Genomic DNA, 25,898 nt, shown 5'->3' on the forward strand with positions numbered 1-25,898 from the left:
GCTTTCCATTGGAAGAAATCACTCACACAGCTACAACCTAATTCAAAGCCGCCTATACGGCGGTAAAAAACGCAATTTCTCCACAACTTTTATATAGGTTCATTTACGAGAAAACCAAATCATCTTTCTCGTAAATTCTCTTTTCCTGCCGCGTCAATCATTGCGTTCATCCCTCTGACCAGCCCCCTTCCAAAGAGCCGGCCGGTCTGATGTAAACCTTTGTTGACCGCCCTCGCCCAAGCATTTTGCTTTGCCTTCGCTGTCATTCTTCCTTTCCTGTTCAGGCGCGTTTCCGAAGGCCCCAAATGTTTTTGAGGCTCCAATGGAACGGCACCGAACGGCTCGGCCTGTCGCAAATATGAACGATGATCCAAAGCCGTATCAGCCCCACCCAATGCCAACGCTCTGTTGCATATAGCTGCCCACTCGCTCCGCCACGCCTCAATATGCTTGCGGGAATGCTGTTTCTGGTCGAGTTCCCTCGTCTTCGCTCCCATACGACCGCCCTCAATTTTTCTGGTCGTCACCATCAAATGCGCGTGGTGATTTCTTTGGTCTCCATCTTTGTCGGGGGAATGAATTGCGTAATCTATTGCAACACCGTGACGCGAGTGAAGCCAATGAGCGAAACTCTTAACAAGCTCAGCACGACGAACGTCATCAAGTTCACAGGGCAAGGCAATGACAATTTCGCGAGCAACAACAGAATTTTTTCTGTTTTCTGCGGCTTCTGCTGCATTCCATAAACTGGACCTGTCGCCTTGCCAGCCGATCACCTCAGAGGCCACAACGCCACGCCTGCGCGTATAGTTGAACGTCTCCCCCGTGCGCTCATCATCAAGTTTTTCCCCAGCTCGGTATGCCGCTGCTGCGACTGCACTGCGCCCTTCCCCTCGTCTTACTGACTGCACTGCCAAATAGAAAATTGCCATTCCTCCCCCCTTGCAATCGTCAGATTGCTAAGTTGCGCCCTTACGACGGAAGAAATGGGATTGAACCGGGGAATTTTCCAATGGAAACAAATTGATAACGCCACCACATCCTTTGAAAGCAATCAAGGAGGTGAAAATGTCATCGTCAATATCAGACAGAGATCGGAGACAGGCAAGAGCCAGAGAACAGCGGAAAGCAGCTCAAGCGCGACAAGCACAGGACCGAGTGAACGCAAAGCGCCGGGCTACGCTGGCGAATGTGATGGAATGGGCGCTGATGGGGCCGGGAATAAACAGGGACATAGCACGCAAGCTTTTGCGCGATGCTCTCAATACCCCGGCAGATCGCAGAATGTTCGGATTGGACTAACCTGATCGGCTGCGCTTTGGCGCTCGTTCTTGGTATGGGTTCCACCCCCAAAGGCAAAGGCGCCAGATTACACCCGGCGTCAGAAAAGAAGGTGTATCCATTGCAGGCCAGAGGGCCGTTTCGTCTGGAAGCTTTAAAAATTGAGCTAGAGCCCGACGATTGGCCTTGGTCTGCTCCCTCACAAAGCCCTTTGCACTGAACAGGTGCTGGCTTGGCTGTGCTTCTTGCACCAGAGACTGATAAATCCCTTCCCGCTTTTCCCGTTCCCGCTTCCAATCCGTTTGGCACTTCATTCTATCACCTCAACATCTAATAATATCAATGATATATGGGCATACTGCCTATATTTCAAATTCATCAATCACGATTTCAAACTTTCAAAAGTGAGCCCGGATTGCAGCAATTACTGCAAATTGGATTCACAAATGTAAAAAGCCTGTTATGTTGGTCGGGAAAATAGCCCCACGTTGGCTCTCAGCAGAACACTGTATCCACATGAATTCGAAGTTAGCAAATTCTCCCAGTGATAAAGAGGCCTTTGGCCATGTTGATCACAAAAACGTAGAACCTCTCGAAAACGCATTCGATGTGCTTACACCAGAGCAGTCACAAAATGGCAATCGTGAAACTGTCCGGATTACTCTCGATCTTACAAAATCAGTCCATCGAAAACTGAAAATCCACGTAGCGAACGAAGGCATAACTATAGCCGAATATCTCCGTTCTCTACTCGAAGAACGCCTCTAAAAGAGCATAAATCGAACATTGTAAGGCAAAAATGAAAACCGTCGCTAACTGCTGTTCAGACATTAACTCCCCGGCAACCGAAGTCGATAATTGGAATGACCAATTTTTCAACGAGGATTGCATTGAGGGCTTAAAACGTGTTCCAGATAATACAGCGCACCTCATCCTTAGTGATATTCCATATGGTATCGGGGTGGATGATTGGGATGTTTTGCACGACAATGCAAACTCAGCTTACCTTGGCTCTAGTCCAGCCCAGTCAAAAGCAGGTAAAGTTTTCAAGTCGCGCGGAAAACCTATCAATGGATGGTCTGAAGCAGATAGACAAATCCCTAAGCAGTATCACGATTGGTGCTTGACTTGGGCCTCAGAATGGCTGCGCGTCCTTAAACCCGGAGGATCTGCTATCATATTTGCAGGTCGCCGTTATGCACACCGCTGTATCACTGCACTGGAAGATACCGGCTTCTCGTTCAAAGATATGCTGGCATGGGAACGGGAACGGGCAGTGCATAGAGCACAGCGACTTAGCGTTGTTTATGAACGCCGTGGAAACCACAAAGCAGCAGAGGAATGGAGTGGATGGCGCGTTGGCAACTTAAGACCATCTTTTGAGCCAATCCTATGGTTTACAAAGCCATACAAGATCGGTTCAACGATAGCTGACAACGTGCTTAAAAACGAAGTCGGCGCATATAACCAAGCCGCTTTCGAAAATTATTCCCCAAATGCCCGCAATATTATCAAAGCAGGATATAAGCCGCTCGAAGGAGGCTTACATCCTACTCAAAAACCGCAAGAACTGATGGAAGCTCTTATTGAGCTCACAACTAAAAAAGGGCAGCTCGTTCTTGACCCTTTCGCTGGAAGCGGAACAACTGGTTTTGCAGCAAAACACCTAGGCAGGAACTATCTAATGTTTGAGCGTTCCGAAGAGTATTTTAAGACCGCACAAACCCGGTTTAGGCAACCCACCCTTGACTTATGAAATCTCCAAAATTCCACTATCAGAAACTCTCTGAATTATAGAGCTACGACCGTCAAGATTCTTATCATACAGAAGTGCTTGAATAGCCTCCTGATGACTCATTCGCAAAACACGTCGGCGTTCTAAGGCGAGGGCATTCAATGCCTCGTCCTTGGCCGCCTGAATAGCCTCCAAGTTCGCAATTTTTTCTTCCTGCCAGAGTTTAGAAATTGAAGGGTGAGCATCAAGCATAGTCCTATTTACTCGATACCAATAAGGTGCTGCCTCTTTGCCAGGATTTAAGACCTCAGTAGAAAGCAGTATCCTGTGCAGGACATCCATTGCAGTCGTCTGCGATGTCGCTTGCGCTAATCGCACCAATACAGAGAGATGTGAATATGTAAATATACATACAGTGCGTGATATTGCTTGCTGATATATCTGGCTCTGACGGGTTGGAAGTTGATAGATCGGACATACTACTATGGCAAACGGCGCGCCGCGCTTCCAAGAATGCATAGCTTCGACCTTGAAATCTTTTTGATTTTTAGCAGTACGACTTAACCGAAATGCTTTTGCATCTGCGACAAGAGCGTAGTCCTTGTTTGCCGCTTCAACGTCAGCTGCATCGGCGCGCTCAGCCAAAACCGCGCTATTCAGTCCAATGAAACTGAACGCCTCAGACAGAAGCGCATCCGTGTATTTGGAATACAGTTTTTCCTCACTGCTATCGTGTCCATAATACTCCGGTATCGCACCGGCTAAACGTAAATGATCCTCCACCGCCACACATCCATCTCTGGCAGCCTCCTGCCTAAGCTCAAGTTCAATACGGGTTGCATCATTACCGAAGTGACCACTTATCTGAACGATATGGTCTAGCCACCTATTTCGGCGATCAACGGTAGATTGAAGAATAAATTGATTCGTCATTCCTGTCCCCCAAGACAATTGTTCTAACTTAAAGAGAAAAAATACAAATAATCGCAACCTATTATCCATACACTATCTTCGATGGACTTCAGATTGCAATCGGTTAGAATCAAAATCTTCCAACACCGCACTGCGACAAAGGGGGGGCTGCCAAATCTGACTATTTGAACCGTGAAACTTGATATTCATTTTTCTTCAACTCAGAAAAATCCACATTTTCATAACTTAGGTTTTCGATAGCTGTCTTTAGCCTATCCATTGAGTAAGTTAGTCCATCTGCATCTCGACCATATCGCTCCGATACCTTACCGCTTGAGTGCCCCATAATGGCATCAACCAACAATTCGTTGACTTCTTTGTCCAGCAATTCCCGTCGAGCAGTGTGCCGGAAAGAATGAAATTTGATCCTACTGTCCTCGATCCCAACAACTTTTCGAATATACCTTCCCCACCACGCAGACCAAGCCGAACTGATTGTATGCCCTTTTGCATTGACCTGATCGAAAACCCTGTTTTGATTTGTTTTGCGCTGATGCTCAACATAGTCGAGGAACCCCCATTCAATCAGCTTTGAATGCACCGGGATTTTACGACGCGAGGATTTCGTTTTTAGCTTTCGGGTTGAGTTAGGACGAATAAAGAAGAAATCCACATCTTTTTCCCGCCCGATGTCCTCAAGTTCGAGACCACACACCTCGGTCAGTCGAGCGCCAGAGAACAAGGCTATCAAAGGCACCCAAAACCCTGCTTCTGATGCCCCTCCAAGAGGCCTTTCCCCCTCCGAAAACACTGGAGATCTGATTATTTTTTCCACCTGTTCCGGCGAGAAGAAAAGCACTTCCTGCTCATCCTCATCTTCTTTGGCTTTTCTAACTGCTACACCGTTAGCAACATTGCGATCAACCATACCTTCCTGACAAGCAAAGCCCAGAATTGCAGCGATTGCAGCAAGAGCCTTGTCCTTCACCGTTTGAGGCCTCAGACGAGGAATGTCATCTCTGCCTTCCAGTGACATAATCAGCGCTTTGGTATCCATTGCCCTTTGTGCTTGGGTCATTCTCGCCGGAATCTTTTCAACCTCGTCCCTAAAATCCCGAATATGACTCGTCGTAATTTCGTCAACGGGCAAATCACCTATGAGATCACAAAAGCGCTTAACGTGCGTTCCGAAATCTGCCGCCGTTCTCTCCGTCGGGGCTCTAAAGCGACGCCATTTCTCAAAAACTTGTGTTAGGCGCAACTGGTTGCTCGAACTTGGCAAGGTTGTGGCTTTTGGCGTTTCAACAACAGGTGTGACCTCTGATGCTGGGCAATCCTGATCGTCGTCTTCGTCGGGAAGAATCCCCGTGCTAAGCTGGAAAAGTCGCACCAGTTGATCTGTTGAGCTATCGGAAAACAACGGGTCTTGGATGTCCATCTGGAAACGCCCTTTATCTGCATCCGCTGCAAGGCGATTAGCTTCACGTTTTGCACGCAAAAAACCGTGGCCCAATTTTCGGTAAACAGCATTTCCTTGGTCGTTGAGGTCAAGACGATCGTTCAGCAATAGCGCCTTCCAAATGTCCCCTTCAACTGCACTGAAACCACCATTCTGAAGGTTGTCAGCAATTTCCGATTCGACCGCATCACGGTTTTTGATCCGTTCAGCTAGAATCTCTTTTGCTTCTTCGCGATGCATATCCGGTATGTCGGAAATCTGACGCCAAAAGAAATCCTCCCCACACTCATTTTTAAAGAAAGTGCGGATCATTTCGACAATCTGCCGGTCGTTCATACTCGGGCATCCTCTTATCCGATGGAATAACGCATACGCACGAGTATGCAGCCCAAGAGCTGCAACTTTTGCAAGCGAAAAGTTGCGAGTTCGGAGGCTAAATCTAAGCTCTGATTGACTAATTTTGGTTTTCAGATCGGAGGGAACCCGCATTCGGAAGTAGTATACTGCTCCACGCCGATACATATGGCTCTGTCTGCTCAATGTGTCACACTCCTGTGTCACACCGCTTGACAAGCTAACCTTTTGTTTTTATTTATCTTCAATGTGTTGAGAGTGGAGTATCATATATTTCGAGAGTCCCACCCTCTCCGCCATTTTGTCCGATAGCTCACCAAAGAATGTACATACTAGAGACGCTTTACTTTAAATAGACAAATCAAGGTGCTATTGAAGAAGGTCTACTAGATAACTTTGGACGAAACTGCGTTGGGCAACAAAACATCATGCCTGTGATTCCGCTTACAGTATTATCAGATCTTTTCAACTACTTAGATGCGAACCAAATTGATTACTCAATTTGGAAAAGCCTTGAAAACTTCTCTGCTCAAACCCAAGGGATCGGAGACATTGACGTTGTTTTCTCGAAACAGCAGGCTACAGCTGTCACAGAAGCACTTCAAATTCACGGATTTGTCCTAGACGCGCGAAGCATTGCCACTGTTGGCAGAGAAATACTTGTTTATCGGACTTTTGACTATCATAGCCGCAAATACACGACAGTTCATGCCCACTTTGCGTGTCGCTTCGGCTCTAAACTGCATAAAGAATACCGCTTCCCGTTCGAAAAATTGATGTTTAAGTCCCACATACTCCAAGACGGGATGAAGCGCTTAAATGATGATCTATTCTACGCATCCCGTTTACTGATAATCTCAGTCCAAGGGAAGTATAATGATCCCATACTGGAACGAATCATCACCCAACTCCAAAATAATCCCACTCACAATTCCATTTTGGAACAAGTGATAGAAACATATTTTTCTTGCAGCACAGAAGACTTTTTACATCACTCCAAGTCGAACCCAGATCATTTTTTCGCATCCACAGCAAATAAAGTCAAAACTACACTTAATAAAGAGAATAGTAGTGACAATTATATAAAAGAAGCAAACTTCAATAGATTTCGCCCCCGGCTCATTGAAAAAATAGCGACTGGATTTGGGTTTTCCAGAAACAAGACACGTAAGCCGGCTGAAATAATTATAGCTGGTCATGACGGAACTGGAAAATCTACCGTTGCCAAGAAAGCTTGCGAGCTCTTTTCTCCAGTCGCACCAACTAAGTATATTTATCTGGGTCGAAAAGAATGGGGCACAATCAACACAAAGATCAACCTACTACGCTCCAACCGCATTCTATCAAGACCCATGAGCCAATTATGGCCCCTGTCTTCCACTACCGAGATTGCACTCCGTATCCTAATAGGAAAACTTTACAAACTCGGCGGCGCTATCGTCATATACGACCGCCCCGCTTACGACATCTGCATAAAATACGAAAACAGGAAGAACATAAGTGGGTATGTCGCAAGAAAACTCGGAGAATTCATTGGAAAGCGCCATGGCGATTACTGCTATTTTCTGACAGCTTTGCCGAAAGTCGCTGTATCAAGAAAACCGAAAGGAAAGTATTGCGAAACCTCTCTGTCCGAGCTGCATGAAAAATACGCACAAACGCTCGACAACCGCTATCACAGCATAGACACTTCATTCATAAACTCCGACGAAGTTGCTGCTCAAATAGTTCGCCAGTACTTCTTGAACGTTGCCGGATCAAAAAATTGAAGTATCTACCAGGTAGCAGTTGCATCGCATTTGCCAATAAAAATCAATTCGTTAAGCTGGCCCCCACCGGAAAGGCTCGTAAAGCGTTGCGCCTAGAGCGAGTTAGTGAGAAGAAAGTCGCTACCGACACTTTCTGGTCAAAATACCTAACACCAACAAAATACGGCCCAGGAAATATCTACAAGGTAACGCCTTTAGGCTCTCCCTATGAGCTCCCTCCCCACGGAGATCTTGGAATTCTCATAGAATTAGAAAAAAGACAAACCTGGACAGAAACTAAACCACAATTTCGCTTAACATCTCTAACAAGCACCTTCCCCAACCATCCAGGCCTAGACACCGCATACACCCTTCTGAGGGGATCCCCCCTTAGCAGTACACACGGAGACTTACACAGGGGAAATATCTTACTATTCGGGGCCCCACCCTCAATAAAAATAATTGACTGGGGCAATTATCGCAGAATGTTTTGGACGAAGTACGACCCAATGCATTTTGAGGTTACAGACCATCTAAAAAATACTGAAACCAAAAAATGGTCTGACATACTTACTCAATCACACAAATTCGTATCACTTAAGAACGAATACAATTACACATTAAAAAACATACTTACTTATGCAGTTTGCCGGTGCGAGCTAGAAGCATCGCAAGACATTTCACAACGCCGACTGAATACACACAGAAAACAAAAGTATAGCAATATACTTTCTTTAGTTATTAACATTTTTCGAGAGAATAATGATAAATTATAAAAAAGAAAACACCAGAACTATTGTCATTGCAATAGGCACTGACGGATCCGGAAAAACAACAACATTGAAAAAAATAACACAATCACCCGACAATAATATAATTTATAGTTATTATGGACTTAAAAATTTTAAAATCCCTTATTTTAAATATTTTTTCAACAAAAATGCCGGGTCAGATAGATTTTCAAAATATTTACTACTACCGATCGAATACACAATTCGTCGACTTCTACTGCCACGAACCGGCATAATACTGCTTGACAGAGTGCCTGGATGGGCATTCACTAGAAAAAATTCATGGATCTTTAAAATTTACGATAAAATCATACCAAACGCTGATTTAATCGTATTTCTATACGGCGCCCCAGATATAATACACTCTAGAAAGCCTGAAAGGAGCATTCTCGAAATTCAGAAGGATCAGGAAAAATGGAACTCTGTTTTTGAGAACTATAAAGCGTTTAAAAAAATAAAAATCGACACGACCATCTCGTCAGTTGAAGAAACAGTCGAGACGATACAATTCGAACTAACTAAAATAATAAAATGCCATGAATGATATATCATTTTCTATAATTATCATTAGCCACAACCGCTTCCATTATTTAATTGAAGCTATTGGATCGATATCAAATCAACAATTCCTGCCAGTTGAGGTCATCATAGTTGACGATGGATCTTCCCCTTCAATAAAGACTCTGTGGGAAGAATACGCCCCCCTCCTCGCCACTAACTTGCTCATCAGATTTGTACGCACAGAAGACATCGGGCCATCAGGTGCACGGAACGCCGGCGCCAAGGACGCAAAGGGTCAATACCTCGTTTTTCTAGACGACGATGATATTTTTCTCGAATCTTACTTGCATCACTCTAACAAATTATTGCAGGCCTGCAATGTCGACCTACTAGTAACCTGGTTTCGATGTTTTAGTGGGCAACAACAATGGGCAGGGAAGCATATCCCCGCGAGATTTGCTGAGCTAGACCATTACAGGAAAAATCATGGGATAGTCGGGTCAAACATCATAATCAAGAAATCATCTTTTGACACTTTGGGCGGTTTTGATGAAAGTTTGCTAGGGTCAGAAGACAAAGACTTATTTATTCGCACGCTGACCGAGAAGATGAATGTAAAAATACAAGAAAAGGAGCTCATTCTTTATCGCGTACACCCAAATGACCAAGCTTCAGGAGCATATACATTTCACAAATTTCAAGTCAGTGGAAAATACCTTTTTCTTCTAAAACATCAAAAGCAGATGAGTGCAAGCACCAAGCTTCACCTCACGGCTGAAGCTGGGCTTTTCAGACTAATGGGGGGAAGATCATTCCATACTAGAATGCTCGGCCTAATTGAGATTTTATCAAGCAGGCCAAGCATATTGATCAACGCAGTAAAAGCTTTACTTTATCGAATTAAAAACTCTTAGTTAATAAGACTAAGACCAATTCACTCAACCTCTCTAAAGTACTGAACTTCGATTAGAGCATGAAGTAGCGCCATATGCCCAACCTCCACAGGACCGTAATGAGAGCTCGGGAAATAAAAAGAAAGGTCACTATCGAGCAACTCAATTCTATTTTCAGGGTTAAAACCAGATAATGTCACGATAGGTATTCCAATGGACCTTGATATCTCGATAGCAGAAACGATATTTTGAGAATTTCCTGAACTCGAAATTGCAATAAGTAAGTCGTTTTTCTTGGCCACAAAACTCAACGGACGACTGTAAACATTTTCGTACCCAAAATCATTAGCCATACAAGTAAGTAAAGATGGATCGTTTATAGCGAACGATGCCATACGTAGTTTACCGAGAACATCCTGAGCTAGATGAGAACAAATTGAGTTACTTCCACCATTACCAACCCACCACACAGTTCCGTAGCCACTTCGAGTTTGGTTGATCAAGTCCGTAAACTTATTCTGCGCCTTATCCCAATCTGCATACTCACCATCGACTTTAATCTTTGTCTGATCTATGCCTGACTTAAGTTCTGAAAACCATTCACTTGTATTTATAATAGCCACAACAACACCTATTCGTCTTACTATTTCTAAAACATGGGCATAATACACGCCCCAGATTTATCTATTCTAAAAGGTAAAGAAGACATCTTCAGTTTTTCTTCAAGAAAGTCATGATTTTCATGATCCAAAAGAAAAAATCCACCTCCCCCTGCACCAAGTACTTTTCCACCAGTTGCTCCAAAAGACATCGCTCTACTATAGACGTCGTCAATATTAGAGCTTGATATTCCATTCACCAGCGATTTTTTCTTCATCCACGCCTCATGAAGTACCTCTCCGACAACGTCAGCATTTCCCCTCTCAAGCTCACGTTTTAGAGCATCTACTCCAGCAACCATCTCTCCGAGAATTGAAACCTTATTGCTTCGGGCTGTTTCGGCGTTTTGCTCGGCGAGAATAACATTCGCATCTCTAGTTTGACCAAGGTAGTATAGCCGAAGACGCCGCTCAAGGGTCTCCGTGGTCTGGCTAGAGATACTAACAGGTTCCACTGACACACTTTCGTCAGAATTGAACCGAATAACATTCAATCCACCGCATGCAGCGGCATACTGATCCTGCTTACCAATCGGCGCGCCAAGAACGTCAATTTCAATTCGACAAGCCTCACCGGCAAGGGACAATCTGCTCTTCATCGTCCCTTTGTAGGTACTAAGTGCGTGTAAAAGCGCTACAGTAAAACTACTTGAAGACCCCAGCCCTGTTCCTGCGGGTACATCGGCAATAGATGCAATTTCCAGCTTACCGTTAGGAGCATATTCTTTAAGACATGCTCGAATCAGAGGATGCCGTACTTCTTCTACGCTATCAACATCTTCCAATTCAGAATACTTCAATCGAAATCTTTTTCCTCCAAAATACTCATGTATAATAACATACATGTATTTTTGTATAGATGAACTGAGAACTGCACCGCCATACTCTTTATAGTACCACGCCACATCACTTCCACCTCCAAGAAGGCTTACTCTAAAAGGAGCCCTAGATATTATCATTGTGAATTTTCTTTTAATACTGTTAACGCCGTCTTCATGTTTTCGCTATTGCAAACATTGAATTCACTGGATACGACTAAGTTATTATTCTCCACGAAATTTAATTTTATGTCCCTAAAACTAGATCCTTGCTTGGCATGATCGAAATAAACGTTATTTTCCCAACACCAATGTATCCAAGGCTCCAATCTACCTTCAGTCATTAGAACTATTGGGATTCGATATTCGTTTGCTATTTTTAAAAGATCTATTAGAGTGTTTCTCTGATCAATATTACTTGTCCGGACTAAACGTTCGATCAAAAATAGAGAATTTCTGATCACACCTTTATTACGTTTACCAACGATATCCCGCTCAATATCAATTAATGCCTTTGCATATCTCTCTTCAGTTCCATAATCGTGCAAATACTCAGAACTATCGTACCCATATACCCCGTATCCATCCGCTATTAATCGCGGGAAAACGTCATGAAACCAGTCACTGCAACCAGGATTAAGTCGATCAAGCGCTTCGACCTTAATTAGATAAACCGCAGCGTTGGTCAAAGATAAAGTTCCGCTAATTGACACAGAATGAGGCTTCTTATGGATTCTCTTTATCTTCCCAGAAGAAGATAATTCAACTAAGTCAGAGTCAAATAGGTGATTATTTGGCTGAACGAAGACACTGGCTAAACATTCTGATTTCTCATGCGCATGGAGAAAATGTGGAATGCTAAAATCACACAGAATATCACCATATATCACTAGAAGTGATGAAGAGTGATCACGCCTACCTTTTAACACATTAAAACAACCAGCTGTCCCGAGCTCCTGCTCTTCAATAAGCAGCTCGATCCGAACGTGTGGCATTAGAATTTTTAACCTATCTATTTCTTGTGCAACTTTGGAAGCACCAACCCCCGCAAGAACCGTCACTTTGGTGCCGCCATGACGGTTTACCAATTCAACAATTCTACTAAGATTCGACTTTCCACCAAATTCCGCAAGAACTTTGGGCGTGTCGCCAAGGATTGGTTTTAAACGGGTCCCCCTCCCGCCGGCAACCACCACTACTTCCAAATCTATCATTAGGTCCCTTCTCTAGCGGCAACGACTATGTCTCGTTATGCTATTTGATCAGGCCTTCTCGCAAGAACGCTGTCAAGATTAGCTCAAGATCCGATGAAGTGTCCCCACTCCATACTTTAGAGTAATTTGCCTCAAAACCAGTATCATAAGCTGCGGCGACACAACACGTAAGATCATGAAGATACTTTTCCGAATCAAGCATTTTCCATTCGGAAAGAACCTGCTTAATTGTAGATGGCAATTCATGCAACACTGGTTGGTACCAAATATTAGGATAGGCACGAGCAGTACCAAGCTCCCCCAACTGGATAGCTGGAACTCCGAGATAAGCTGCCTCAAACATGGTCGTACTTGACGGACTAATTACTAATTGAGCGTTACGAACAACGTCTATCGTTGAAATACGAAAATCTACTAGCTTCACATTTGGGAGGCGTTGAATTTTGTCTAAATAGCTACGAGACCGACGCATGGACATATTCGGGTGATCTTTCACAACCAAGGTCATATCACCAGGCATCGACATAGCAACCTGCCGCGCCGTCTCCAACTGATTGTTAAACCGAGTAGCGTGGACGTCAATAGTCGCTTCGGGCTGCACTTGTAATGGAAAGTATGCGTAGGATTTCACTTCACTTAACGCCGTATACCTCCGTCGCTCCGCACTATAACGGTTCAACCACGCCGACACTTCATCTCTCAAAAGAATATTTGGCGGTCGATAGTCAATACTTACCTTATTTTTATAATTTATTACTTTATTTAAATACAAATCGACAAAGAAAAAGCATGAATTAATTGCAACATTCACACCCCCTCTAAGAAGGTCGAGATACCCTGTATTCTTAGTTACAATGCTTGCTATATCAATATTATTTGGCGGGGCTAGTTTCTTTTTTTGTGCATCGACGAAATCCAATGCCTTTTTGTAGTTTCCCGACTGTGAATTTCCCTTTTTTAGGCTTTCCGCGACTGACAAAAACTTTGTATTTTGCGCCAAATGACTCTCTGTAAAAAGAAAAACTCCTGGAACTTTACTGTCAACCACACCACAAAGCTTTATACCTCTCTGCCTCGCAATCAGAGAGAACATAATCTGTTGGAGAGCGGCAAAATTAGGCATGAAAATAATGTCTGGATTAAAGTGGTCAACAACTTCGCAAACATGTTTGTACGTAGCTTTAATAAAAGCCTCAAGCCACTCGTCCGTCATCCCCTGCCTGTAGCTGTAATAAAATTTTTCTTTATAATTTTTTACGTGATTTCTAGAAGACTGAACCAATGTCCATACTGTATCGACACCTAATCCCTTACAAACGTCGTCAAGCGATATCCCCGAAATACTGAGGTGACCAGGCCCTATATCTTTAATGGGATCAGCATACTTAATGAACGAATATTTAAAGTCCATTTGGTTGGAAATAAACTTCATAGTAGATGACTTAATAACCACGCATCCAACGTCAGCTCCGTACTGATTGAGGCGACATGCTAATGGGTGGCCTATTCGCTTTGCCCAATCTCTCTGCTGGATGATAAGAACTTTTTTTCCTTTATATGAGTTTTTCATTAAATCTAACACGTTAAGACGCCATCTTCCTCAATGCAACCACGCAACATAATACTCTGTAACTGCTGCACCTTCCTATCATACTCGTCGCCAGTAAAATTAGCGTCACTTCGATAGCCGCCGAGCATACAGTATTTTTGCAAGCATTTTAGAAAGATAAGAATCTTATTCCTATCCGGTGTAAAGCTGCTCAAGTTAGAAATTGCCTTGATTAGATCATCTCTATTTCTAATTTGAACGACTCCATCACAATATTGATACCAAGGAGAACCGAACGATAAGCAAGGCACCCCAAGATTGATGGCTTCCCACCCCGCCGTCCCAGTAACCGTTGCAACTGCTTCCGCTTTCTCAATGACCGGACGACTATATTCCAAAACAGATAGCAACTTAACGTTCGGGTAATCGGTGATTTGCTTATAGAACTTATCAGTTCGAAAGATATCATTTGGATAGTAATACAATAACTGTGATGGCTGCTCTTTCACATATATCACCCAATCGTCTGGAACCGCCTTCGACAGCATATCAATTAATGCTGTTTGATGAGCGAATATTCCGCCATTTGGCGATGTCGATGCTTCCGGTTGATAATGCAAAGGGACAAAAATATACTTTTCCCCCGTCGAGAATAGACTGACTTTACTCTGATATGATCTATACAAACGGCGCCTCTGAAAGGCCGAAGTAAGTGAGTCCGCACCGCCTAACCCCTGTTTTTTCAAACCCACTCGAAATGCCACTGAATTTATCAAAGATCGGAATAATTTTACACTTGGAGCATTGAGTTTACTTTTGCCATTATCACTATATTTTAGCCACTTGGAATACACAGGAACCTGGTCTTGCATAGTCGTTCCATTCCACATTCGGTCTAAATGCCTCTGGACAGGAGGCAACAGCTCAAGCTCCCCCAAATTCTTGTTGTTCAAATGAAACTGATATAAATTTTTTATATTTACTGCCCCATCCTCGATAGATTCGATAAGAACACTGCACTCATCGAAGTCGGGTATAAGCATTCTTTTAAGTAATTTAGTTCGTATTCCTTTCCTCTTCGCTAAGTGATAAATCGCCTGGGGAACAAATCCAGTTGGAACATTCCCAAAAATTATGACATCTGGCCGGTATGTCTCCAATATACTTAATGCAATACCAACCTGACTGTAGAAACAAAAATGCGCATCATGCCCTAGACGGTGAAATTTAAACTTGTTATTCGCCTTAAAAAAGCTCGGCCACAAAATGGCTTCCAAACCTTTTGACGCTTCTATCACTTCGTCTAAGGAAACATTTTTACATCCCGAAAACGAGCCCATGTCCGCTGCAGAGCCCAAGAACGCGTTGGGCCATTTAGATCGAACAATTTGTCTCCATTTACTTTCTGCGAGATTCCACCAAACAATTTCTCCATCGGCTTCATCGACGGCTCTCACTACAGCATCTTTTTGCCAATCGCTTCCGAAACCAATGACAATAAATCTCATAGTACATTCCACATTCAGCTCAATGAGCAAGTCATGAGTTCGCCATCGCGAACAGTGTAAACCTGATCAGCAACTTTCGCTAATGCACTTCTGTGACTAATTGCTATGATCGTAATTGGATATTCGTGATCTTTACTCAAGTTTTGCAGCTGCCTGCAAATCTCTCTTTCACTATCCTCATCAAGTGCAGATGTTGCTTCATCTAAAATCAAAATCTCAGGCTGCCCCACCAAAGCTCGCGCCAACGCCAAGCGCTGCCTCTGACCTCCCGAGAAGAAATCACCCTTTTCGCCGACTTGCTGGTCGAGCCCATGAGATAATTTTTTAACAAACTCAGTAGCGCCGGCTCTCTGCAATGAGACCCATACAGCTTCTTCGGTTATGGACGGATCTCCCAGTGTAATATTTTCGAATAGAGTCCCAGCATATAATACGCAATCTTGAGGAAGATATCCTATTCGAGATCGCCACTGAGCCCTGTTCAACGCAATTAGGTCTATATCATCAACCATTACACGACCAACTGTGGGCTCCAACAATCCGATGAGCAAATTTATTGCTGTTGTTTTTCCGCTACCTGATTGTCCAACTAGTGTTACAAATTCACCTCTATTAATCGTCAGATTAACTTCTCTCAGTACATATGTTTCGTCATATCCAAACGAAACATTGTCTAAGATTATTGTCTGCCATTGCGGCACATTTACATCTCCACACGGAGTTTCAGAATAAGTCGAAGTAGCCTTATACAAATTCATGACAAACCAAAACGCTGGTTGTCCCGTTTGAAGATTCTTATAGAGAGCTTGTACTTGAGTAAGACTTTGCAGAATTCGGACAAACAAAAAACAAAAAGAAAGAAAAACCTTAGGGTCCAAAGCCGCAGTTGGCACCAAAAACGCAATACTTATCGAGAGTGCAACAACAGCTAGAAACTCGGGTAACAACCTTAAAAGCTCATTACTGAAAACTCCCCAAATCTGGTTAGATTTCAGTCGAAATATAAAACCTTCAACTCTTGGGAGAATATACTTTTCTCGGCTCATGGCCTTTACAACACGCATAACTGACAAAACGTCAATCATCGTTTTAGCCAGCCCTCTGGTATTTGAGACTTGCCTAGTTGCCGCCCTCTTAGCCAATCTGATAGGCCAAACGGAAATCGATAAAATAACTGCCCCGACAATGACGGCGCTAGATGCGAACATCCAATCCAGTGCAAACGTCGCAATTATCAAGAAAAGAACCTGCAATGACTTTGCACAAAAGTTACTTATTGCCAGCCCGGAGTCTGCAGTTTTGCCAGCGTCGTTGGAAATTGCTTGAACGAAGTCAGATGTCTTTTCACGAGAGAACAACTCCCAGCGAGCAGAAAACAACGCTCCCACCAAGCCAGTTCTGACACGAGCACTAATATCTGCTGTAAAGAAACCGATGATCATCGTTGCAGAGAGGGTGAAAGAAAATTTTAGCGCCATTAAAGACACCATCAAAATAACCACACCTATTGTGCTCGGCTCATAGCCCGAAAGTTCAAAGATTGTAGCGACCAGCGATGATATCCAACTTTGTCCTAACCCGCCGTCGCTTAGTAATGTTTCAAGCAATGGCAATACCATTATGATCCCAAAACTCTCAGAGACACCTGAAAGTAAGAACAGTAAAACCGCAACAATCGCCCTAATTGGATGCTCACTCAAAAACCACGAAACCATTTTAAGCAAGCCATGCTGAGTGCTGTGACGCATTGACTCTATATTGCGATCAAGCATATCTATTACCTAGAGTACTTTGACTAATTAAATCTCCCCTAAAAAGACCAGCTCGGAAGACGTCCTCAACTACTCCACCAACAATTACCTGCTCGCGCAACGTTGCTTCCTGCGAAAATCCCAATCTATTAAGTAGTCGACAACTCGCAATATTACTCGCATAATATCCTGCAGTTATTTTTCTCAAAAACAAATCCTCAAATCCAATACAACAAACTTTTCTTACACATTTTGTTGCAATACCGTTCCCCCAAAATAACGGATTCCCAATCAAGTAACCGATATCTGCTGTTTTGTAATATTCATTTATATTGCTAATCCTAACTGTACCAATAGCATTCTTCTCTCCCTCGACGATAACAAACAAAACAGACGAATCGCTAAAATAGTTTTCTGCTATATAGTTCTTACAGCTAGTAATATCATTGACACTATGCCGGCATTCCAAAAACCTGTTTACTTCTGAATCATTTAACCAAGAAACGTAATTTTCTGATAAATAATTCTCTCGAAATATATCTAATTTAATATCAGGACAGACTGAAAATTTTTCAAAACTATTTTTAAAATCCCTGACTCTCGACAAAGTAATTCTCCTAAATGAAAATCTTCATTCATCCCAAATAACATTGCGCTCAAGCATAAAAGCTTCAGCGAATTTCTTTCCCACTGAAGATCCTCTATATTTAGCTAAATTCTTGATGGCAGACAACGATCTCGCGTGCGGCTCGTCCCGCAATTCCATATTATAACTCAACAGAGCGGATACTTTTCTCTCAATTTGATCGCTAATATCAACGTAATAATTTGGACAAAAATCGTTTTTCAGCCACCCCGTACTTGAAGGCACCTCAAAACTTAAAAGCGTTCTCACGGATGAACCCGGTTGTGGACGGAATGTTGTAAAAACAGCTCTTGCTGTCAACATGTGATCAATGTTTAGATCGCCCATGAAATGACTGTAAACTATATCGGGGGCAACATCCGATGCTATGTTTTCTATCTTCTTTACAATCGATAAAAGGGAAACAGAGTCCATTTCGTTATCAGGAAAAGAAAGCCGATGATACAGGCCGACACCAAGTACGCTCAGCGCGTTTTCACAAGCCTTCCACCGATCGGCTACAGCCTTACGATCAATACCACGGGCTGATACACCGTCAGTCATGAAAACAACCTGAACTTCATCACCGTTATCGCAATGGCGTGCAATTGTTCCTCCACATCCTAAGATATCATCGTCAGGATGTGCTGCTACAACGAGCACTCTCGTCATGATTTAACTCTGCCTCTATTGGGGTTGGAAATCGTCTTCGGCTAATGCCTTACCAACATGCAAGTCTCTTGATGCTATGCTTCCAAGTATCTCTCTGTATCTCTCTGGAGCAAGCCCATATCCAGGACGAATTCGTCGCACATTTTTTTCTGTAAGAACATCACCCTTTTTAACGTTCTCGACGACATAAATAGACCGCCGAAAGATGGCATTGCCCTTCTCTACTTCGCGCCTGACATAACCTGCACTACCGAGCGCTAGGAATGCATCTTTGCAGTCCGCGACAAGTTTTTTAAATTCTTCCGGTTCCAAAGAAAATGTTGCATCAGGCCCTCCATCTGAACGCTTCAATGTGATGTGCTTCTCAATCACGCACGCACCAAGACCCACGGCAGTAATAGCCACCGCATTTGATAGAGTATGATCCGACAGTCCAATATTTAAACCCAATCTCTTTTCAAGATCCGGAATTGTCCGCAAATTGCTTTGATTTACAGGGGTTGGATAGCCACTGATACAATGTAGTACAATTATCTGATCATTTCCTGAATTCTTTATCACTTGAACAGCAGCTTCAATTTCCTCAATGCTGGCCATCCCAGTCGAAATAATTATTGGCCTTCCCTTTCTTGCGATGTATTGCAACAAAGGATGATCCGTAAGCTCAAAGGAAGCCACCTTGTACAAGGCTGGACTGAAGCTCTCTAAGAAATCAACAGAACTTTCATCAAATGGAGTACTGAAAATCTCGAGGCCTTTTGATTTAGCGTATTCGAAGAGTGGCGCATGCCATTCCCAAGGCGTTGCCGCGTCCCTATACAAGTCGTATAGGTTGTATCCGGCCCAAGTCCCTTGCGTTATTTGAAAATCGGGAAGATCACTATTGATCGTCATCGTATCTGCAGTGTAAGTCTGCAACTTAACAGCGTCAGCACCTGCTTCGTACGCTGCATCAATGATTCGAAAAGCGCGGGACAGATCCCCATTATGATTGCCCGAGATTTCAGCGATAATAAACGGCTGATGACCATCGCCGATTTTTCTGCCGCCGATGTCTATGAATTTTCTCATGTTCAAAACTTTCATTCTGCAGCCACTATTCTCACTTCCGAGAAATTGTCACTCTTGCTTTCAAAGAACCCTGATCTGATATCACACTATCTGTAAACTCAATTTTCCAATCGCCATATTCCAAATAAGCATTTGGGTAGCTAGGAGCGTCAAGCATTCGGATGTGGTCAAAGAGTCCTTGAATTGTGCCGGTTAAAGGTAAGCTGCTCTCCGCCGGAGTTCTGCGATTGAAAACGGTAACTTGTCCAGATTGCGGATACGGCTCCGGCTGTTGCGTAACAATGTCCTCGATCATGTCGAAACACATAGCACTGGCGCGCACAAAAATATCCTTTGCTCGCCCCTCAAGTGAAAGTTCAGACTTCAAATAAATAGGTCCAGCATCTAATTCCGTCGTCATTCTCAAAGCTGTTAATTTAGTACTGGTGTTACCTCTTACAATTAAATTTTGTAGAGGACTGCCCCCCCTTCCAAAAGGTAAATCGGTCATATGAAACAGTACGCATTCAAAGTTGTCCACGATGTCCTTGGGCACAATCCAAGACCAGTGAGGGAAAAATATATATCTCGGCTTGAGATTGTTAAGCACCTCAAAGGTTAGATCATCTGGAGAGGTAAAGAGGGTCCATCTACCAGGCAACCTTTGCCGTGCTGCCTCAAATTGAGCCAAGTTCCACGTTTTGGTTGTGGCGATAATGTAGTCTTCCATAATAAGCACCAAGATATATGTTTGTAGCTGTAACTATTGCGAAACTGGTTTACGTACTAAAACATTATTCCCCGCACTTGGCACAAATCCTTTCGACTTAAACAACCTTAAAGAGGCAACATTTTTTGCCGAGACAACTGCTGTCAATGTATTTTCTGCATGTATATCAAGCAGTTGGCTCAAGCCTTCCGACGCCACACGCTTTCCCTGCATTTGCCTGCTAACCAAAATAGATACTTCAAAGACATTATCTTCCAATGGGTACAAATGAATCAATCCTGCAGGTACATTGTTAAGCTCTGCAATATATGTCATATCAGGATAAGATTTTAGGCGCAGGTCGAACCATTTCACGTGTTCTCGCCACGTTGGTGACTTTGGATTTCTGAAATACGATCTCATCCCCGGCTCGATCTGCCAGTTATAAACTATTTCGACATCTTCCTCTCGAATAGGTCTGATTGTTACTTTATTTTCAGAGCGCTCCAGCATAACAGTCTCAAAAAACGCCACTAATCTTTCCCCACCAAGACCATCACACATCTTTGCGGCGTTTAGTCTGATCCTTTCCAAATGGCCAGGGTTCTCTGAAAGTTTCCTAAGAATACTTTCTAGTTCACTCTTCCCATTTTCGGGATCGTCGGACAATACGTATGCGGCTTGATTTTCTTGCAGTACTTTTGCGATATCAACTTGGTTAGATGCGATAACTTTAACAATTGAGGCCCCCCCAATCGAACAGATTTCCCACACTGAACTACCTGCAGCACCAAGCACCAAATCTGCAGAGCTCATTAATTCGGCGACGTTCTCTGCATCGACATGTAGTGACACGCTGCAAGGGGATTTTTCAGCAGAGAGGCGAACCTCATCTAAATGCTGACATGCTCCTCCAACAACAATATCGACAGAGCAGCTAGGGAATGACGTTTCAACAGCGTTAAGGAACCAGGGGATCAAGCGATTGGGGTCCAAACTACCCGCTAAAATCAACATGCGCTTTAAGCGACACACTACAGCGCGCCTTCTTCGGCTTCTCAATTGAGAGAACTCTTTTCTTAAAACGGCAAACTGCGAGCCACATAACACTTTACAATCTGCATGTATCAAGGAGCAATAATCACGTACCTCCCGACCGTAAGTAGGGTCAATTAACAAATCAACATTGTGCTTTCTTCCTGGGATATCATCTACACTTACTAAGAGCGTACCGTCACGTTTTACAGCCCTTTCAAAACTCTCGTCCTTGCCATAATGGTCAATCACGAAGATGTCAGAGGGGGCCATGCTAACGATCTGTTCAATTTCAATACTTTGATCGTCACTTACTACAAATAAATCGACCCCCTCCGTTCTCAGGAAAGGTAATACATTTATTGCTTCACGATTAAGGATGAACCGGCAGGAATGGCCACGCGCACGAAGCCACCTAGATAATGCAACACTTCTATATGCGTGCCCACCGCCTATTTGATGGCTCGCATCAAAGCGAAAGTCCACAATCATTTTGCTATAATCCTTACTTCGGCAATAAGCAAAAACGATCTAGTCTCTGACTTTAAAGACTGGCTCGATCAATGGGCAGCCAAGCCTTTCTCCTAGTCCCGGCACTTTAGCTTCTTCAGTCAATGCACTAAAAATCCGCGCCAAAGAAGAAACAGTTTCTTCAATGTCTTCTATGGAGTGAGAAAATGACATATTAAATGTACCCGTTGTCAAAATCCCAGATGTGATTAACCCTACAGCAACGAACGTTTTAACTTCAGCTGCAGAAGCAGAATGTATTTTATCAAAACTTAAAATCTGCCAGGGAGCAACCCCCTGAAGTTTAATTGCGGAATCAAGCCCACACTTCCGTATTTCCGCAAGTATTCCACTTCTTAGCAATTCGCCCTTTTGCCAAATATTACCGATCACATCTTCACGATTGATTTTATCGATAACAGCAATAGATGCAGCAAGTGACAGAGCTTCACCTCCAAATGTGCCTGAGAAAAATACATTTTCAAATTCCATCATTAGATCGCGACGACCGCCAACTGCAGAAATAGGAAAACCATTTCCCATTCCTTTCCCTATAGCTGTCAAGTCGGGGCGCACACCGAACAGCTCCTGCGCTCCGCCCTTTGCCAACCGAAACCCAGTTACAACTTCATCAAAGATCAGGACAATTCCCTTCTTTTCGGTTATCTCTCTGATGCCTTTCAAGTATCCAGGGAAAGGTTCAACGACTGACATTGGCTCGAGAATAACGCAGGCTACATTGTCTCGCATGCGTGCGATCATGGCCTCCAAAGCAACTAGATCGTTATAAGGTACTTTTTTAGTCAACTCCGAGACAGCTTGCGGCACCCCTTTATGCCGAGACGTAGCGCCAACGTACCAATCCTGCCAGCCATGATAACCAATAGCGATAACACCATCTTTGCCTGTTGCAGCTCTCGCAACTCGAACCGCAGCTGACGTTGCGTCCGTACCATTTTTCCCAAACCTTACCATTTCCATGCTAGGCATAAGATTCTGGATTTTCTCGGCTAGTTCAACCTCAAGCTCGGTTGCCAAACTGAAAGACACCCCCTTTTCCAACTGTCTAACTACAGCGGAGTTGACATCAGGATCAGCATATCCAAGTAAGTTTGACAACAGCCCCATCAAAAAATCTATATATTCATTTCCATCAACATCCCAAACATGTGAACCATGTCCTCTTTTCAAGAAGTCGGGAGATTTTCCTTTTGGAAACTGCATTCTACTTTTCGAAAATGTCTGTGTTGCAGTAGGAATAATTTTAGAAGCTCTGTTATATAGGTCAGAGCTATTTGCAAAAATAAGTGATTTGTTCATTTTGGCCGCATCCGTTTAGGTTTTATTTTCCTGCAATTTCTGGGTTCCAGCGCGAACGCAATTTGCATCAAGGATATCAAATAATAGATTCGACTCTTTAGCAGCTTCATCTGCACTCAAAAGTACGCTGGATGACTTACCACCGATAACCTTTAAGTATTCGGCCAAATAAGATTCGTAAGCTGTATTTAAATCGTAACCACCTTCGAACAGAACATCCGGGATCTGCGAACCTGATTTTAGCAAGGTAATCTTGATATTTTCTGGTTTCTTCCCGAGACTTTGCCAAATTAATGTACCTTCATGACCAGATAACCTGCACCCACGAAGCTTTACGCGCTGCAAATAATCCAACTCAACTGTAGAGATCGCTCCACTGACATGGGAAAGTACGACAGTTGCGTGGTCTTCAACATCAATCTTCAAATCAGAAATTCGTGACAAAGCAGCAACCCTTAGAGTTGACGCACCAAGTATCCAGTTCAGATAGTCAAACTCATGGATACAATCCAAAAGAACTCCCCCACCCTTTTCTCGAGATGATGCATAGATACTGCGATAATCGATCCCAAGCCTCATGTCGGGTAGGTAGCTACCAAAGTTTGAATAGGCGCTGAATACTTTACCAATTTTTCCAATATTTTCCTTCAGCATCCGAGGCCCAATATGGCATCTCATATTTGCCATCACAAACGTCGGCGTTGGACGATTTTGAACAATTTTCATAATATTGGAAACTGATGTACGCGTTGCTGCTAACGGCTTCTCAATCATCAACGGTCCATGAAAGCATGCCAACTCTCTAATTACAGCTTCATGCTTATCCGTTGGGACAGCAACAATCACCCCGTCTGGCAGCCAATTCCTTGCTTCCGCAACTGATGAAAACGTCTTAAGTCCAGACGAGGTCTCAAATTTGTGGCGCAAGTCATCCCTTGGCTCTACTACCGCCGTTTCCACCGAATTCTTCAGGATTTCAGCATGTCTGCTACCAATTGACCCTGCACCAATTACAAGAACCTTCACCGTAAAGACCTACTTTTTTTGTCAATAAAGTAGTTTAGCAATTCAAGATCACTAGGCTCATCAAGGTCAATCGACTCAGATAGTGGCATTTTACAAGCTTTCATCCTAGGCAAGTAAAAGCTCCCAAACTCCATAAACTTTGATGTCTTTAATGCGTAGGTGCTACCATTATCGACACATACATGTGGTAAATTTTCGGACTTCAGACCGACTAGATCTGGCCAGACAGGCGTCACGGTGTCCCCATCCGTGAACTTCAGTGCTTGGAATGGAGAATATGGGTAATCGGTAACCGCAAGCGCGCCGTCAACTTCATCCTGCTCAGCTAGTTCCATGACTTTCTTAACGATTTCAGTCGACCGCAAGGGCGCAGTGGCATAAAGAACAACCATAATGTCATAATACCGACCTGCAGAAGCTTCAGAAGCTAAAACAGCTTTGCAAACGTCGGCAACCGTTGATGTATCTAATGATAGCTTGGGATCACGCAAATGAACATGTGCACCAAACCGCTCCGCAATTGAAAGTATTTCGTGGTCTTCGCTCGATACGACAACGCGGTGAATACCCTCAGCTTTCTGAGCAGCTTTGACTGAATGTGCAAACATTGGCACACCATCAACGCTCAACAAATTTTTCTCTGGTAACCTTCGCGACCTTCGCTTAGCGGGGATAATTGCTATACGACGCATCCTCAACCTTTCCAGTCAAGATCTCCAACACTTAACTTCGTGCCCTTCGCAATGTCTCTCCTAGCCTTCGCTTGCCCCAAGCTTTCAAAGAGGTCAGGGGCTATCCCATTCCCGGGCCGCCGGTATTCGACTGATCCTTCATCCAGAACATCTCCTTCAAGGATATCTTTGGCCGCGAACACCGAACGACGAACACCTAGTCGCTTTTCTTTCTCCAATGGAGACATCAACCGACGCGGGTTTCCAAGCGCACCTTCGACTTCTCTCACTGCTTTTACAAAAGCTGACATTTCAGCCGGCTCAAGTGACATTATATGCTCGACACTTCTTGTCGTGCGATCCGCTGATATGGTTTTCTCCAGCAACTTTGCACCAAGTGTCAGAGCAGCAATATCCATGTCCCAACCTGGTGTGTGATCTGAAAAAGCAATTGGATAAGAGAACATCTGCCCAAGTGTATGAATTACCCTTAAGTTAATCCCCTCAATTCTTGCGGGATAACCCGAAGGGCAGTGATGAATGATGATGTTTTCGTTCCCAACCGCCCTAATCACGTCAATAGCTTGTTCGACTTCTCCAATTGTTGCGTTACCTGTGTCCAACTGAAGACAAAGTCCAGTCTTTGCCGCCTGGCGCAACAAAGGGAGATGATTAACATCTGCCGAAGCAATTTTTAACGAGTCAAAGCCTATGCGTGCTGCGAATTCGACTTCTTCCTCAAAAAAAACGGTCGCAAATACAGATATCCCTAAGGTGTCGGCATATCTTTTTATCTCTTTGTATTCATCAAAGGATAGAGCACGCCTAGCCAAAATGTCATAAAGCGGTTCAGAAACCGTTTCCGTACGACCAGTGTTTCGATCAACCAACACATCATAACTGAATAGCATTTTTCGATCAGCGACCAGTCGGTCAGGATCAATCATTTGAAATTTTACGGCGTCTCCACCTGATTGACTTGCAGCGAGAACCAATTCCTTTGCGCTATTCAAACCCTCATGGGTCGGCCCGGCCTCAAAAGTAATAAAACAAGGGGATTCTGCACCAATACTACGAGACCCAATCTTAATCACACACTTTCTCCTT

At 43.6% G+C, this 25,898-nt stretch carries 22 protein-coding genes and 1 pseudogene; 4 read left to right on the forward strand and 19 right to left on the reverse strand.

The window, feature by feature from the left end:
• Positions 1–119 precede the first annotated feature (119 nt).
• A complete protein-coding gene (gene mobQ / locus TH19_RS03240; protein ID WP_114100905.1) occupies positions 120–932 on the reverse strand; it encodes a MobQ family relaxase in 813 nt (270 codons plus the stop codon).
• A 1,148-nt stretch (positions 933–2,080) separates the two neighbouring features.
• Between mobQ and TH19_RS03260 the strand changes: the two genes are divergently transcribed.
• Complete coding sequence (locus tag TH19_RS03260) at positions 2,081–3,037, forward strand: DNA-methyltransferase (protein ID WP_114100909.1); 957 nt, start codon at positions 2,081–2,083, stop codon at positions 3,035–3,037.
• Here TH19_RS03260 and TH19_RS03265 read toward each other — a convergent pair.
• The 3 genes and pseudogenes from TH19_RS03265 to TH19_RS23230 all read right to left on the reverse strand — a co-directional run.
• Positions 3,032–3,949 carry a HindIII family type II restriction endonuclease gene (locus tag TH19_RS03265; RefSeq protein ID WP_114101211.1) on the reverse strand — a complete coding sequence of 306 codons (918 nt, stop codon included), beginning with the start codon at positions 3,947–3,949 and terminating at the stop codon, positions 3,032–3,034. The two genes, TH19_RS03260 and TH19_RS03265, sit on opposite strands and share 6 nt — an antisense overlap.
• Before the next feature lie 160 nt (positions 3,950–4,109).
• Entirely contained in the window at positions 4,110–5,723 is a 1,614-nt protein-coding gene (locus TH19_RS03270; RefSeq protein WP_181846294.1) for a site-specific integrase, read from the reverse strand.
• A 24-nt stretch (positions 5,724–5,747) separates the two neighbouring features.
• Positions 5,748–5,909: pseudogene (locus TH19_RS23230) on the reverse strand (DUF6538 domain-containing protein); the annotation flags it as partial.
• A 260-nt stretch (positions 5,910–6,169) separates the two neighbouring features.
• Between TH19_RS23230 and TH19_RS03275 the strand changes: the two are divergent.
• From TH19_RS03275 to TH19_RS03285, 3 genes are all read left to right on the forward strand, one after another.
• Complete coding sequence (locus TH19_RS03275) at positions 6,170–7,510, forward strand: hypothetical protein (protein WP_114100911.1); 1,341 nt, start codon at positions 6,170–6,172, stop codon at positions 7,508–7,510.
• A 741-nt stretch (positions 7,511–8,251) separates the two neighbouring features.
• Positions 8,252–8,824 (forward strand): hypothetical protein, encoded by a 573-nt coding sequence (locus tag TH19_RS03280; RefSeq protein WP_114100912.1) that lies wholly within the window; start codon positions 8,252–8,254, stop codon positions 8,822–8,824.
• Entirely contained in the window at positions 8,817–9,695 is an 879-nt protein-coding gene (locus TH19_RS03285; protein ID WP_114100913.1) for a glycosyltransferase family A protein, read from the forward strand. The genes TH19_RS03280 and TH19_RS03285 overlap by 8 nt, the downstream gene beginning before the upstream one ends.
• 20 nt (positions 9,696–9,715) lie before the next feature.
• Here the strand turns inward: TH19_RS03285 and TH19_RS03290 are convergent, their stop codons facing one another.
• Genes TH19_RS03290 through TH19_RS03360 form a run of 15 tightly spaced genes read right to left on the reverse strand, consistent with a single transcriptional unit; the run spans position 9,716 to position 25,885 of the window.
• A complete protein-coding gene (locus TH19_RS03290; RefSeq protein WP_181846295.1) occupies positions 9,716–10,345 on the reverse strand; it encodes an SIS domain-containing protein in 630 nt (209 codons plus the stop codon).
• Positions 10,324–11,238: a GHMP family kinase ATP-binding protein gene (locus TH19_RS03295; protein WP_181846296.1), complete on the reverse strand. Its 915-nt coding sequence runs from the start codon at positions 11,236–11,238 to the stop codon at positions 10,324–10,326. The genes TH19_RS03290 and TH19_RS03295 overlap by 22 nt, the downstream gene beginning before the upstream one ends.
• 50 nt (positions 11,239–11,288) lie before the next feature.
• Complete coding sequence (locus TH19_RS03300) at positions 11,289–12,365, reverse strand: nucleotidyltransferase family protein (RefSeq protein WP_114100916.1); 1,077 nt, start codon at positions 12,363–12,365, stop codon at positions 11,289–11,291.
• A 40-nt stretch (positions 12,366–12,405) separates the two neighbouring features.
• A complete protein-coding gene (locus tag TH19_RS03305; protein WP_147250705.1) occupies positions 12,406–13,947 on the reverse strand; it encodes a hypothetical protein in 1,542 nt (513 codons plus the stop codon).
• Positions 13,941–15,422, reverse strand: coding sequence for a hypothetical protein (locus TH19_RS03310; protein WP_114100918.1), 1,482 nt, complete (start codon positions 15,420–15,422; stop codon positions 13,941–13,943). The genes TH19_RS03305 and TH19_RS03310 overlap by 7 nt, the downstream gene beginning before the upstream one ends.
• A 14-nt stretch (positions 15,423–15,436) precedes the next feature.
• Positions 15,437–17,194 (reverse strand): ABC transporter ATP-binding protein, encoded by a 1,758-nt coding sequence (locus tag TH19_RS03315; RefSeq protein ID WP_114100919.1) that lies wholly within the window; start codon positions 17,192–17,194, stop codon positions 15,437–15,439.
• Complete coding sequence (locus TH19_RS03320; protein ID WP_181846297.1) at positions 17,187–17,780, reverse strand: GNAT family N-acetyltransferase; 594 nt, start codon at positions 17,778–17,780, stop codon at positions 17,187–17,189. The genes TH19_RS03315 and TH19_RS03320 overlap by 8 nt, the downstream gene beginning before the upstream one ends.
• Before the next feature lie 24 nt (positions 17,781–17,804).
• Positions 17,805–18,470: a PIG-L deacetylase family protein gene (locus TH19_RS03325; RefSeq protein ID WP_114100921.1), complete on the reverse strand. Its 666-nt coding sequence runs from the start codon at positions 18,468–18,470 to the stop codon at positions 17,805–17,807.
• A gap of 15 nt (positions 18,471–18,485) precedes the next feature.
• Positions 18,486–19,556 carry a pseudaminic acid synthase gene (gene pseI, locus TH19_RS03330; RefSeq protein WP_258547807.1) on the reverse strand — a complete coding sequence of 357 codons (1,071 nt, stop codon included), beginning with the start codon at positions 19,554–19,556 and terminating at the stop codon, positions 18,486–18,488.
• Between the two features lie 16 nt (positions 19,557–19,572).
• A complete protein-coding gene (locus tag TH19_RS03335) occupies positions 19,573–20,250 on the reverse strand; it encodes a formyl transferase (RefSeq protein ID WP_220151686.1) in 678 nt (225 codons plus the stop codon).
• A 33-nt stretch (positions 20,251–20,283) separates the two neighbouring features.
• Complete coding sequence (pseG, locus tag TH19_RS03340) at positions 20,284–21,756, reverse strand: UDP-2,4-diacetamido-2,4,6-trideoxy-beta-L-altropyranose hydrolase (RefSeq protein WP_114100922.1); 1,473 nt, start codon at positions 21,754–21,756, stop codon at positions 20,284–20,286.
• A 39-nt stretch (positions 21,757–21,795) separates the two neighbouring features.
• Positions 21,796–23,094 (reverse strand): aspartate aminotransferase family protein, encoded by a 1,299-nt coding sequence (locus TH19_RS03345; RefSeq protein ID WP_114100923.1) that lies wholly within the window; start codon positions 23,092–23,094, stop codon positions 21,796–21,798.
• A gap of 15 nt (positions 23,095–23,109) precedes the next feature.
• The gene (locus TH19_RS03350) at positions 23,110–24,120 is read right to left on the reverse strand and encodes a Gfo/Idh/MocA family protein (protein WP_114100924.1); all 1,011 of its coding nucleotides are present in this window, start codon (positions 24,118–24,120) and stop codon (positions 23,110–23,112) included.
• On the reverse strand, positions 24,117–24,812 hold the full coding sequence (locus TH19_RS03355; protein ID WP_114100925.1) for an acylneuraminate cytidylyltransferase family protein: 696 nt from the start codon (positions 24,810–24,812) through the stop codon (positions 24,117–24,119). The genes TH19_RS03350 and TH19_RS03355 overlap by 4 nt, the downstream gene beginning before the upstream one ends.
• Positions 24,813–24,814: 2 nt before the next feature.
• Positions 24,815–25,885, reverse strand: coding sequence for an N-acetylneuraminate synthase family protein (locus TH19_RS03360; RefSeq protein WP_114100926.1), 1,071 nt, complete (start codon positions 25,883–25,885; stop codon positions 24,815–24,817).
• Positions 25,886–25,898: the final 13 nt, after the last annotated feature.

The sequence above is a fragment of the Thalassospira profundimaris genome (assembly GCF_003326675.1).
GTDB lineage: Bacteria > Pseudomonadota > Alphaproteobacteria > Rhodospirillales > Thalassospiraceae > Thalassospira > Thalassospira aquimaris.